The organism is Kitasatospora sp. NPDC058444 (assembly GCF_042721415.1).
In the GTDB taxonomy this organism is placed as follows: Bacteria; Actinomycetota; Actinomycetes; order Streptomycetales; family Streptomycetaceae; genus Kitasatospora.
In genome coordinates, this window is sequence record NZ_JBHXLL010000003.1 from 314406 (window position 1) to 327574 (window position 13169).

8 protein-coding genes are annotated in these 13169 nt (G+C 70.5%); all 8 read right to left on the reverse strand.

The features are described 5' to 3' along the window. Positions 1-189 precede the first annotated feature (189 nt). Positions 190-1206: an ABC transporter ATP-binding protein gene (locus ACFWP2_RS05940; protein ID WP_380448718.1), complete on the reverse strand. Its 1017-nt coding sequence runs from the start codon at positions 1204-1206 to the stop codon at positions 190-192. Continuing rightward, on the reverse strand, positions 1199-2248 hold the full coding sequence (locus ACFWP2_RS05945; RefSeq protein WP_380448721.1) for an ABC transporter ATP-binding protein: 1050 nt from the start codon (positions 2246-2248) through the stop codon (positions 1199-1201). The genes ACFWP2_RS05940 and ACFWP2_RS05945 overlap by 8 nt, the downstream gene beginning before the upstream one ends. A gap of 19 nt (positions 2249-2267) precedes the next feature. Continuing rightward, a complete protein-coding gene (locus ACFWP2_RS05950) occupies positions 2268-3209 on the reverse strand; it encodes an ABC transporter permease (protein ID WP_380448724.1) in 942 nt (313 codons plus the stop codon). Next, entirely contained in the window at positions 3202-4128 is a 927-nt protein-coding gene (locus ACFWP2_RS05955) for an ABC transporter permease (RefSeq protein ID WP_380448726.1), read from the reverse strand. The genes ACFWP2_RS05950 and ACFWP2_RS05955 overlap by 8 nt, the downstream gene beginning before the upstream one ends. A gap of 140 nt (positions 4129-4268) precedes the next feature. After that, positions 4269-5909: an ABC transporter substrate-binding protein gene (locus ACFWP2_RS05960; protein ID WP_380448728.1), complete on the reverse strand. Its 1641-nt coding sequence runs from the start codon at positions 5907-5909 to the stop codon at positions 4269-4271. Positions 5910-6341: 432 nt separating this feature from the next. Then, positions 6342-8246 (reverse strand): translational GTPase TypA, encoded by a 1905-nt coding sequence (gene typA, locus ACFWP2_RS05965; RefSeq protein ID WP_380448731.1) that lies wholly within the window; start codon positions 8244-8246, stop codon positions 6342-6344. A gap of 249 nt (positions 8247-8495) precedes the next feature. Then, positions 8496-10388: an ABC transporter family substrate-binding protein gene (locus ACFWP2_RS05970; protein WP_380448733.1), complete on the reverse strand. Its 1893-nt coding sequence runs from the start codon at positions 10386-10388 to the stop codon at positions 8496-8498. A gap of 93 nt (positions 10389-10481) precedes the next feature. Further along, entirely contained in the window at positions 10482-13082 is a 2601-nt protein-coding gene (locus ACFWP2_RS05975; protein ID WP_380448736.1) for a SpoIIE family protein phosphatase, read from the reverse strand. Between the last annotated feature and the right edge of the window lie 87 nt (positions 13083-13169).

Genomic DNA, 13169 nt, shown 5'->3' on the forward strand with positions numbered 1-13169 from the left:
CGCCCCGGCGACGGCGCGAGTCAGGTGCACCCGGACGGGTGCGGTGACCCCCTGCCGGGTTGACGCGGCACCGAGTTGACGCAGCACCGGACCGGCACGGTGCCGGATCCGCGCGGTGCCCGCTCGGCCGGAACGGCGGAAGGGCCCGCGGCGCGAACGCCACGGGCCCTTCCGGGAACCAGCAGGGGATCAGGCCGCGGCCTGCTCCCGGACCTCGGGGAAGTGGCAGGCCGACTCGTGCGCGGCCGGGCCCTCCAGCAGCGAGGGGACCGCGAGCAGCGGGATCTCCTCGGAGCACCGCTCCTCCGCCTTCCAGCAGCGGGTGCGGAAGCGGCAGCCGGACGGCGGGTTGGCCGGCGAGGGGATGTCACCGGTCAGGATGATCCGCTCGCGGGACTCGCGCGCCGCCGGGTCCGGCACCGGCACCGCGGAGAGCAGCGCCTGGGTGTACGGGTGGGTGGCGTTCTCGTAGATCTCCTCGTCCGAGCCGATCTCGACCATCTTGCCCAGGTACATCACGCCGACGCGGTCGGAGATGTGCCGGACGATGGAGAGGTCGTGGGCGATGAACATGTAGGAGAGGCCGAACTCGCCCTGCAGCTGCTCCAGCAGGTTGATCACCTGCGCCTGGACGGACACGTCCAGCGCGGAGACCGGCTCGTCGCAGATGATGATCTCGGGCTTGAGCGCGAGACCGCGGGCGATGCCGATGCGCTGGCGCTGGCCGCCGGAGAACTGGTGCGGGTACCGGTTGATGTACTCCGGGTTCAGACCCACGACGTCCAGCAGGTCCTGGACGGCCTTGCGGCGGTCGCCCTTGGGCGCCACCTCGGGGTGGATCTCGAACGGCTCGCCGATGATGTCGCCGACCGTCATGCGCGGGTTGAGCGAGGTGTACGGGTCCTGGAACACCATCTGGATGTTCCGGCGGACGGCCTTGAGGGCCGCGCCCTGGAGCGTGGAGATGTCCTCGCCCTTGAACAGCACCTGGCCGGAGGTGGCCCGCTCCAGGTTCATCAGCACCTTGGCCAGCGTGGACTTGCCACAGCCGGACTCGCCGACGATCCCGAGCGTCTCGCCCTTCTTCAGCTCGAAGGAGATGCCGTCGACCGCCTTGACGGCGCCGACCTGCTTCTTGAAGAGGATGCCCTGGCTCAGCGGGTAGTGCTTGACCAGGTCCTTGACCTCCAGGATGTTCTCAGCCATGGAGGGTCTCCTTCCAGAGGTGGCACGCGCTGCGGCGGCCGGTGAGCTCCTTGCCGTCCTTGTCCGTCACGTGGTGCAGCGCCGGGATCTCGGTGCGGCACAGGTCGGTGGCGACGTCGCAGCGGGGGTTGAACGCGCAGCCGGCCGGAACCTTGAGCAGGTTCGGGGGCAGGCCCTTGATCGCGTACAGCTCCTGGCCCTTCTGGTCCAGGCGCGGGATGGAGCGGAGCAGGCCCTTGGTGTACGGGTGCGCGGGGTTCGCGTACAGGTCGTGCACCGGGGCGGTCTCCACGATCCGGCCCGCGTACATCACGGCGATCTTGTCCGCGACGTCGGCGACCACGCCGAGGTCGTGGGTGATCAGGATCAGGCCCATGTTGTACTCGGCCTGGAGCTCGGCCAGCAGGTCCATCACCTGGGCCTGGACGGTGACGTCCAGGGCGGTGGTGGGCTCGTCCGCGATGATCAGGTCGGGCTCGAGCGACAGCGCCATGGCGATCATGATGCGCTGGCGCATGCCGCCGGAGAACTGGTGCGGGTAGTCGTTCACCCGCTGCCGGGCGGCGGGGATGCGCACCCGGTCCATCAGCTCGATGGCCTTCTCCTTCGCCTCCTTCTTGGAGGCGCCCTGGTGCACGCGGAACATCTCGCCGAGCTGGTAGCCGACGCTGAGCACCGGGTTCAGGGCGGACAGCGCGTCCTGGAAGATCATCGCGATCTTCCGGCCGCGGATCCGCCGCCGCTCCTCGTTGCTCATCTTGAGCATGTCCTGGCCGCGGTACAGGATCTCGCCCTGGGTCACCTTGCCCGGGGGCATGTCCAGGATGCCCATGATGGTCTGTGCCGTCACGGACTTGCCGGAGCCGGACTCGCCGAGCACGGCGAGGGTCTCGCCGGCCGCGACGGAGTAGTTGACGCCGTTCACGGCCTTGGCGACGCCGTCCCGGGTGTGGAACTCCACGTGGAGGTCCTTGACCTCCAGGAGCGGGGTTCCGACTTCGAGCCGCTCGTTCTTCTGGTTGTTCTCGATCACGGTGGTCATCGGGTCGTCACCTCTTCTCTCAGCGGAGCTTCGGGTCGAGGGCGTCGCGCACCGCGTCGCCGAGCATGATGAACGCGAGCACGGTAAGGCTCAGCATTCCGGCGGGGAAGAACAGGGCGAACGGAGCCGTACGGATCACCTTCTGGGCCGAGTTGATGTCGATGCCCCAGGAGATGGTCGGGTCCTGCAGACCGATGCCGAGGAAGCTCAGCGTCGCCTCGGTGGCGATGTAGCCGCCGAGCGCGATGGTGGCGACGACGATCACCGGGGCGATCGCGTTCGGCAGGATGTGCTTGAACATGATCCGGCCGGTGCCGGCGCCGAGCGCCTTGGCGGCCGTCACGAAGTCGGCCTGCTTGACCGTGATCACCGAGCCGCGCATGACACGGGTCATCTGGGTCCAGCCCAGGGCGACCAGCGCGAAGACCACGCTCCACACGGTGCGCGAGGTGAAGGCGTTCAGGACCACCAGCGAGCCGAGCAGCAGCGGGATGCCGAAGAAGATGTCGGTGATGCGGGAGATGATCGTGTCGACCCAGCCGCCGAAGTAGCCGGCCACCATGCCGGCGATGCCGCCGAGGACGGTCACGCCGACGGTGACGCAGATGCCGACGATGATCGAGGCGCGGGCGCCGTAGACGACGCGGGCGTAGATGCTGCGGCCCTGGAGGTCGTAGCCGAACCAGTCCGCCTGGAAGAGGTGGCTGTAGTTCGGCTTCGTCAGGTAGTGGTTGCGCAGGTCGCCGGCCCGCGGGTCCACCGAGGTGAACAGCCCGGGGGCGATCGCGATGACGACCAACAGCAGGATCAGCAGCGCGGAGATCACGAAGATCGGCTTGCGGCGCAGGTCGTGCCAGGCGTCGGAGCCGAGGCTGCGGGGCTTCTCGGGCTTGGCGGCCGCGGTGGCGGTGCGCTGCTCCGGGATCTCCGCGGTGGTCTTCTTCTCGGTCAGGTCAGGCATAACGGATCCTCGGGTCCAGGACCGCGTAAAGCAGGTCGACGATCAGGCCGGCGGCCAGGTACACGAGCACCAGGAAGGCGACGAAGCCGGAGACCGTCGAGCCCTCCTTCATGTTGATCGCTTTGAACAGCGCGTTGCCGACACCCGTGACGTTGAAGATGCCTTCGGTGACGATCGCGCCGCCCATCAGGGCACCGAGGTCGGTACCGAGGAAGGTGACGACCGGGATCATCGAGTTGCGGAGCAGGTGGGTGCCGATCACCTTGCGCCGCGGCAGGCCCTTGGCCACCGCGGTGCGGACGTAGTCCGCCTTGATGTTCTCGGCTATGGAGGTACGGGTGAGGCGCGCGACGTAGGCCAGCGAGAGCGAGCCGAGCACGATGGCCGGCAGCACCAGCTGGGTGATGTCGTTGCTGTCCTGGACGGTCGGGGTGACCCACTTCAGGTTCTGCCCGAAGACCGTCTGGAAGATGAAGCCGAGCACCGGGACCGGGATCGAGATCAGCAGCAGGGTCATGACCAGGGCGCCCTTGTCGAACGCCTTGCCACGACGCAGACCGGCGAACAGGCCGATGGCGACGCCGAGCACGATCTCGATGGCGAACGCGAACAGCGCGAGCCGGATGGTGACCGGCAGAGCCTCGGTGATCTTGTCGATGACCGGGCGCTGGTCCAGGCCGGTCCCGAAGTCGCCGGTGAGCAGCTTCCCCATGTAGTCGAAGTACTGCTGGACCATCGGCTTGTCGAAGCCCATCTGGTGCCTCAGGGCTGCGACCTGCACCGGGTCCGGTGCCTTGTCGCCCCACATCGCTGCCACCGGGTCACCCGGCAGCGCGTGCACCATGAAAAAGATGAGTGCGGTCGTTCCGAAGAACACCGGAATCATCTGGAGCAGTCGCCTCGCGACAAAGCGCCCCATCGTGCCTCCATGTATGGCTCTGCCGGGCCCGTCAACCCGGCAAGAGATAAGTCGGCGTGCCAACGGCCGGTGCCAGTCCTCGCCCTTGTGGGGATGGACGGGCACCGGCCGTTGTCACCGGGTCAGGCGGTGCCGACCGATTACTTCTTCTTGACCTCGACGTCGGTGTAGACCGGGTCGCCGAAGGAGTTGAACTTCACGTTCTGGACGTTCTTGGAGTAGCCGGAGCTGGTCTTGTAGTACCAGAGCGGGATGGCCGGCATGTCCTTGGCCAGCACGGTCTCGGCCTGCTGGTAGAGCTCCGCGGTCTTCTCGACCGTGGTGGCGGCGTCCGCCTCCTTCGACAGCTTGTCGAACTCGGGGCTGGAGTAGCTGCCGTCGTTGGCGGCGGCACCGGTGCCGTAGACGTCGCGCAGGAAGTTGGCGTTCAGCGGGTAGTCCTGGACCCAGCCGGTACGCATCATGCTCTGGACCTGCTTGTTGGTGACCAGGTCACGCGAGGTCTTGAAGTCCGGCTTCGGGTCACCGAGGCACTCGACGCCGGTCGACTGGCGGATCGAGTTGCAGACCGCGTCCACCCACTCCTTGTGGCCACCGTCGGAGTTGTACTGGATGAGGACCTTGCCGCCGGGGACGCCGCCGCCCTCGGTGATCAGCTGCTTGGCCTTCTCCGGGTTGAACTTGCAGGCGTCGCCGCAGGTGCCGGCCTTGTAGCCCATGACGCCGGGCGCCACGAACGAGTCGGCGGGGATGCGGTTGCCGTTCAGCACGGTCTTGGTGATGGTCTCGCGGTCGATCGCCATCGAGAGGCCCTGACGGACCTTCTCCTTGCCCGGGGCGTCCCAGCCGGCCTGGTACAGCGCGAAGGAGATGTTCTGGATGGCGCCCTGCGGCTGGTCGACCGCGCGCTTGCCCAGGTCGTCCTTGTACTTCGGCAGGTCGGTCGGGTCGACCTGGTCCAGCACGTCCAGCGTGTCGGACATCAGGTCCTTGTACGCGGCCTCGCCGGCGGTGTAGTTGCGGAAGACGACGCCGCCGTTCTTCGGCTTGTCGATGCCCGTGTACTTGTCGTAGGCGGCCAGGGTGATGGCCTTGTTGTGCTCCCACGAGACGAACTTGTAGGGGCCGTTGCCGACCGGCTTCTGGCCGTAGCCGGCCGGGTCGGCGAAGAAGCCCTCGGGCAGCGGGAAGAAGGCCGAGTAGCCGAGCTTGTACGTGAAGTACGAGACGGGGCTGGAGAGTTCGATCGTGAAGTGGGTGTCGTCGACGACCTTCAGACCGGACATCTCGGTGGCGGTCGGGTCGCCCTTGTCCTTGTCCGGGTGGACGGCGTCGTAGCCGACGATGTCCGAGAACCAGTCCGAGTTGATCTGGTTGTTCTTCGGGTTGGCCGACCAGTTCCAGGAGCTCACGAAGGACTTGGCGGTGACCGGGGTGCCGTCGTGGAAGGTCCAGCCGGACTTCAGCGTGACGGTGTAGTTCTTGGCGTCGGTGGTCTCGATCTTCTCGGCCACCTGGTTGCGCAGGGCACCGGTCGCGGGGTCGTAGTCGACGAGGCCCTTGAAGAGCTGCTTGACGATACGGCCGCCCTGGTTCTCCATGGCGTTCGCCGGCTGGAGCGGGCGCTGCGGCTCCGCGCTCTGGTAGCTGAACTTGCCCTGCGGGTCGACCGCAGCGCTGTCGGAGCTACCCCCGGAGGAGTCGCTGCTGCCGCACGCAGTCGCGGCGAGGGCGACAGCAACAGCTGCGACAACCCACTTGGCCTGGCTCGCACCGCGCATCGGTGTGCCTCCTGAATTCGACGTTGCAACGAGGAGGGCACTGCGGAACGGTTGTTCACCGGACCCGCCGTGCCGTCCGCGCTCGTGGTTTCGGCGCGCACCCCTGCGCGTTCACCCTTGACCCGAGCCTGACTGCACCCACTATCCGTCACGCACGGACACGAAAGTGACCAGTGACGATCTCAATTAGGTCACATGAACAGTCGGTAAGTTTCGAAAACCGGACATTTGAGACATAGCCAGACAGGCACCAAACGGACAGTCGTCACGGATGACGAACTGTCACGTCCGCTCAGCGGACACCTGGGTGTGATGAGCGCTATTCCGTGAATAGCGGCCCCGACAACTTGGAGTAGTTGAAAAAGTTCGCCCCCCTCTCCATGGGAAAGGGGGGCGAATCATTCCGGCCAATGGCCGTTCAGTGCGTCCGGATCACGCCTTCTTGGCGCGCGAGGCGGTGCGTCCGCGGTCCTTCTGGTCAAGGACGACCTTACGGATGCGAACCGTCTCCGGGGTCACCTCGATGCACTCGTCCTCGCGGCAGAACTCCAGCGACTGCTCCAGCGAGAGCTTGCGCGGCGGGACGATCGACTCGGCCACGTCGGCGTTCGCGGACCGCATGTTGGTGAGCTTCTTCTCCTTGGTGATGTTCACGTCCATGTCGTCGGCGCGCGAGTTCTCACCGACGATCATGCCCTCGTACACCTCGGTGCCCGGCTCGCAGAAGAGCACGCCGCGCTCCTGGAGGTTGGTCATCGCGAAGGCGGTCACCACGCCGGCCCGGTCGGCGACCAGGGAGCCGTTGTTGCGGGTGGTCAGGTTGCCGAACCACGGCTCGTGGCCCTCGTGGATCGAGTGGGCGATGCCGGTGCCGCGGGTGTTGGTGAGGAACTCGGTCCGGAAGCCGATCAGGCCGCGGGACGGCACGACGAACTCCATCCGGACCCAGCCCGAGCCGTGGTTGGACATGTTGTCCATCCGGCCCTTGCGGATGCCCATGAGCTGCGTGACCGCGCCCATGTGCTCCTCCGGCACGTCCACGGTGAGGCGCTCGACCGGCTCGTGGGTCTTGCCGTTGACCTCCTTGGTGACCACCTGCGGCTTGCCGACGGTCAGCTCGAAGCCCTCGCGGCGCATGGTCTCGATCAGGATGGCCAGCGCCAGCTCACCGCGGCCCTGCACCTCCCAGGCGTCCGGACGCTCGGTGTCCAGCACGCGCAGCGAGACGTTACCGATCAGCTCGCGGTCCAGGCGGTCCTTCACCTGGCGGGCGGTGACCTTGCGGTCCACCTTGCCGGCGGCCTTGGCGTCCGCGCCCTTGCCGCTGCCACCACGGCCGACCAGCGGGGAGGTGTTGGTGCCGATGGTCATCGAGATGGCCGGCTCGTCCACCGTGATCAGCGGCAGCGCGACCGGGTTCTCCGGGTCGGCCAGGGTCTCGCCGATCATGATCTCGCCGATGCCGGCGACGGCGCAGATGTCACCGGGGCCCGCCACCTCGGCCGGCTTGCGGGTGAGCGCCTCGGTCATCAGCAGCTCGGAGATGCGGACGTTCTGGATCGAGCCGTCGCGCTTGATCCAGGCCACGGTCTGGCCCTTGCGCAGCTCGCCCTGCTCGACGCGCAGCAGCGCGATGCGGCCGAGGAAGTTGTCGGCGTCCAGGTTGGTGACGTGGGCCTGGAGCGGAGCGTCCTCGTCGTAGCTCGGGGCCGGGACGTGCTCCAGCAGGGTGGAGAAGAACGGCTCCAGGCTGGTGCTGTCGGCCGGGACGGTGCCGTTCTCCGGCTTGGTCAGCGAGGCGACGCCGTCACGGGCACAGGCGTAGACGATCGGGAACTCGATCTGGTCCTCGTCCGCGTCCAGGTCCAGGAACAGGTCGTAGGTCTCGTTGATGACCTCGTCGATCCGGGAGTCCGGGCGGTCCGTCTTGTTGATGCAGAGGATGACGGGCAGCCGGGCCGTGAGCGCCTTGCGGAGCACGAAGCGGGTCTGCGGCAGCGGGCCCTCGGAGGCGTCGACCAGCAGGACGACCGCGTCCACCATCGACAGACCGCGCTCGACCTCGCCACCGAAGTCGGCGTGGCCCGGGGTGTCGATGATGTTGATGGTGATCGGCGCGCCACCGTCCTTGGGGTGGTACTTGACCGCGGTGTTCTTCGCGAGAATGGTGATGCCCTTCTCGCGCTCCAGGTCGTTGGAGTCCATCATCCGGTCGTCGAGGTGCTGGTGGGCGGCGAAGGCGCCGGCCTGCTTCAGCATGGCGTCGACGAGGGTGGTCTTGCCGTGGTCGACGTGGGCGACGATGGCGACGTTACGGATGTCGTTGCGCGTGGGCATGCCTAGCTGATTCTCCCGGAATCGTGGGTTGCGGCGCCCGGCCGCGAGACGCCGGCCGGCGATCCCTGTTGATCGCCGCCGCCCGTTCCGCCTGCTACTACCGGTCCACCCGCCGGGCATATGGACATGCCTCGGCTTCCTCCTATCGTACGGGGAAGCGCCCAGGGGAGCAGAAACGAGCTGGTCGCACGGGATCAAGATCACAGGTGGGTCACACACTCTTCACCCTGCGGCCGCCTTCCGGTACCGCTAGCGACTCCAGCCGACGTCCTGGAAGCGGGGCCAGCCGAAGCCGTACGCGCCGGCGCCGAGCACTCCGGTCCGGACGCCGACCAGCTCCGGCCGCTGGTAGAGCGGCACCGAGTGGCCGAGCTGCCAGAGCCGTGCGTCCGCGTCCTGGAGCAGGCCCAGCCGAGCCGCCCGGTCCGGTTCGGCGGCCGCGCGATCGAACAGCCGGTCGATCTCCTCGGTGCCGACGCGGGCGAAGTTGCCGCCCGGCTCGGGCACGCCGTCCGGGTCCGGCCGGGGCTTGGCGTAGGCGGAGCGCTGTTCGACCGCCGGGCCGGGGCCGGCCGGCCAGGAGAGCAGCACGAGGTCGTAGTCCCCGGCCGCCAGGTGTTCCCCGACGAAGGACCCGGCGGCCGCGGGCACCCGCCGCACCGCGATCCCGGACTCCGCGAAGCCCGCGGCGAGCGCCTCGGCGGTGCGCTCGGCGGTCGCCGAGCCAGCCGGGACGAGCAGCGAGAGGGCGAGCGGCTCGCCGCCCTTGGTCCGGGTTCCCCCGCCGGTGGGCCGCATCCAGCCCGCCTCGTCCAGCAGTCGGCCCGGGTCGGCCGGTCCGGCCGCGGCGCTGTTGTCCCGGTAGCCCTCCTGGTCGCCCGCGAACAGGTGGCTGCCCAGCGGAGCGGCGGGCAGGCCGAGCGGGGTGAGCGCGGCGTCGGCGATCCGCCGCCGGTCGACGGCCCGGACGAGGGCCCGGCGCACCAGCGGGTCGGTCAGCGGGCCGCGCGCGGCGTTGAGGGTGAGCTGGGTGAGCGAGGCCGCGGCGGCCCGGTGCACGGTGACGCCGGGCAGCGACTCGGCCCGCCGCAGCGCCAGTGCCGCCGCCTCGGGCGCGGCCGCGGGCGGCGGCGCGGCGTCGGCAGACGCGGAGGCGGAGGCAGAGGCGGAGGCGGTGGCGGTGGCGGAGGCGGTGGCGGACGCGGAGGCAGAGGCGGAGGCGGAGGCGGACGCGGAGGCGGAGGCGGAGGCCCCGGCGGGAGCGGCCGGCACGGCCTGGTCCACCGCCGCGGTGAGCGGGGCGATGTCCAGCCGGTCCTGGTCCAGCGCGTCCAGCCGGCGCTCGGGCGGCGTGGCGAGGAAGTCGATCCGGTCGGCCTTCGGCCGGTCGCCCCACCAGAGCGGACTGCGCACCAGGGTGACCTCCCCGCCCGCGGCGTCGTACCGGGAGAGGGCGTACGGCCCGGCGCTCGGACGGCCGCCATCGGTCAGCGGCCGGCCGAACACGGCCGGGTCGGCGGTCTCGGCGGCCGGGTAGAGCGGGCCGAACAGGGAGCGCCACTCGGCGTACGGCCGCCGGAAGGTCACCCGGACCTCGTGCGGGTCGGCGCCCGGGGCGACCGAGTCGATGGCGTCGTACCCGGCCGCCTTCCCGCTCCGGTGGGCCTGGTCCGGGCCGGACAGCGCGATCCGCTGGGCGTCGAGGTCGGCGGCCGAGATCGGGGTGCCGTCGCTCCAGACGGCGCGCGGGTTGAGCCGGTACGTCACCACCTGCGGCTGCTGCCCGGGCGGGGAGGACTCGACGCCCGCCAGGTAGTCGGGGTCGGGGAGGAGCCGGTCGTGCTCGTCGGGCCGGAACAGCGAGGGGTACAGCGCGTGGGCGAGCAGCGCCGAGTCGGCGCTCGCCGCGCCCTGGTAGACGTTCAGCGTGGCCGGGACGCCGTCCAGCGCCCAGCGCAGCGTGCCGCCGTCCCGCACGGCGGCACGGTCGGCGGGCCCGACGTCCCCGGTGGTGGCGGTGGGCGCGGCCGGGACCGGCACGGGGGCGGGGGTGCGGGCGGGGCCCGGGTCGTCGGAGCAGCCGCCGAGGCCGGCGGCGAGCAGCAGCGCGGCGGCTGCGGCGGTGAGCTGGCGGACGCGCATGGCCGCCATCGAACGCCGCCGCGGGCGCCCGGCCCGCTCCGACACGGCGGGCCGCCGGGCGACTGCACCCGTCCGGCCCACCGCCGCGAGCGGCTACAGGGCCAGCTCGAACCAGACGATCTTGCCCTTGGGGGTGCGCCGGCTGCCCCAGCGCTCGGCCAGCAGACTGACCAGCTGCAGGCCGCGCCCGCCCTCGTCGGTCTCCTGCGCGCGCCGCTGCCGGGGCTGCGCGTAGCCGTCGTCCCAGACCTCGCAGACCAGGCTGCGCTCACGCAGCAGCCGCAGCCGGATCTCGCCCCGCCCGTGCTTGAGCGCGTTGGTGACCAGCTCGCTGACCAGCAGCTCGGTGGTGTCGACCAGCTCCTCCAGCCCCCGGGAGAGCAGCCAGCTGCACGCCAGCTCCCGGGCCTTGGCCACCGAGGTGGGCTCGGGCGGCAGGAACCAGTTGCCGATGGCGTCGTCGGGGAAGGCGTGCACCTTGGCCATCAGCAGGGCGATGTCGTCCTCGCCGTGGTGCGGGTTGAGCTCGCCGAGGACGTGGTCGCAGAGGTCCTCCAGCCCCTTGCCCTCGTCGGAGAGCGCGACGCGGAAGGCCCGCAGGCCCTCGTCCAGCTGGTGCTTGCGGCTCTCCACCAGGCCGTCGGTGTAGAGGGCGAGCACGGCGCCGTCCGGGAGGGTCAGCTCGACCTCCTCGAAGGGCTCGCCGCCGACGCCGAGCGGCAGGCCGGGCGGCACGTCGAGCATCCGGGCGCCCTCGCCGGGGCTGAGCAGGACGGGCGGCAGGTGGCCGGCGTTGGCGATCCAGCAGCGCCGGGTGACGGCGTCGTAGACCGCGTAGACGCAGGTCGCCAGGTAGACCTCGCGGGCCTCCTCGTCGGCGGTCGAGGTGAGCCGCCCGTACGGGGTGGGCGGTCCGGCGGGCACGGAGTCGTCGCCGAGGCCGCGGGCGATCTCGTCGAGGGCGGTGAGCACCTCGCCCGGCTCCAGGTCGAGCATCGCCAGGGTGCGGACGGCGGTGCGCAGCTGGCCCATCGCGACGGCGGCGCGCAGACCGCGGCCCATCACGTCGCCGATGACCAGGGCGGTGCGGTTGCCGGGCAGCGGGATGACGTCGAACCAGTCGCCGCCGACCTCGGTGTTGTTGTTGCTGGGCAGGTAGCGGCAGGCGATCTCCAGGCCGCTGGCGGCCGGGTTGCCCGGGGGCAGCAGGCTGCGCTGGAGGATCAGCGCCCGCTCGTGCTCGCGCCGGTAGAGCCGGGCGTTGTCGATGCAGACGGCGGCGCGGGCGACGAGCTCCTCGGCGATCGCGACGTCGCGGGCGTCGAAGGGCTCGCTGCCGATCGCCCGGGAGAGCTGGACCAGGCCGAGCACCTGGTCGCGGGCGACCAGCGGGACGATCAGGGTGGAGCGCAGCAGCGGGTCGCGCCCGGGCTCGGGGACGACGCTGCGGCCGGTGCGCAGCGCCCGGGCGTGCGGGGAGCGGCGCGGGAAGCAGAGGGTGCCGCCGGCCTCGGCGATCGGCAGGCCGGTGACCGAGCCGAGCACCGAGGAGGCGCCGCCGACCACGCTGGAGACGGCGACCCGGCGCAGTTCGCCGCTGCCGTCGGTGAGCACGGTGTCGCCGAGCCGGCCGGCGCTGGGCACGGTCTCGCCGGAGAGCAGCGCGGTGTACAGGTCGACGGTGGCGAGGTCGCAGAACGGCGGGACGACGACGTCCAGCAGTTCCTTGGCGGTGGTCTCCAGGTCGAGCGTGGAGCCGATGTGGGCGCTGGCCTCGTTGAGCAGGGCCAGGTTGCGGCGCACGCCGTCGGCCTCGCGCTCGGCGACGTGCCGGCTGGTGACGTCGGAGACCTGCCCGGCGACGCCCATGGTCTGCCCGGCGGAACCGTTCAGGCGGTACAGCGACACGGCCCAGAGCCGGTTGCCCTCGCGGGTCGGGACGGCGCCGTGGAAGCGCAGGTCGAAGACGGGCTCGCCGGTGGCCAGGACCTTGCGCAGGGCGGCGCTGAGCCGGTCGGCCTCGGACGGCGGGAAGAGGTCGTGCGGGGTGAGGCCCTCCAGGTCGGTGGGGACCAGGCCCATGCCGGAGGCGAAGGCGTCGTTGACCCGCTGCAGCCGCAGCCGGTCGTCGAACAGCACGAAGCCGGTGGGCGTCTGCCCGAAGACGGCCTCGGAGGCGGCCAGGTCGGTCTCGATCCGGCGCAGCCGGCCGAGGTCGACGGCCAGGCAGGTGGCGCCCGCGGTGGGCAGGGAGCTGTCGGGCATCAGGTAGAGCTCGGCGAGGCCCTCGCCGCCGTCGGCGTCCCGGTACGGGGTGGTGCCGACCCATTCCTCGCCCGCCAGGGTGCGTTCCAGCCGGGCCCGGCCGCGCTGCCAGAGCTCGCGGGGGACGAAGGTGGCGATCGGGTCGGCGCCGACGGCCTCGGCGGCCGGGACCCCGAAGAACTCGGCGGCGCGCTCGCTCCACTGGCTGATCCGCCCGTCGGGGCCGATCGCGAAGGTGGCGACCCGGATGTAGTCGTAGATCGAGCCGGGATCGCCGGCGCCCCAGGGCCGGTCCTCGGCGGCGGGGTGGTGGCCGCGGCCGGCGACCGCGCCGTCCGGTACGGGAAGGTGCGAGGAGCCGGCCTGCCCGGGTACAGCGGCATGACCGCTGCTCCTCGGCGACACGCTCCGCGCCGGAGTGCTGTTCAACGGACCGACCCCTCCAACCCGCGACCGTCCGGATGTCGAGAAGACCGAGTATTCATCATCGAGGGGTACGTTCACACGCCCTCAACA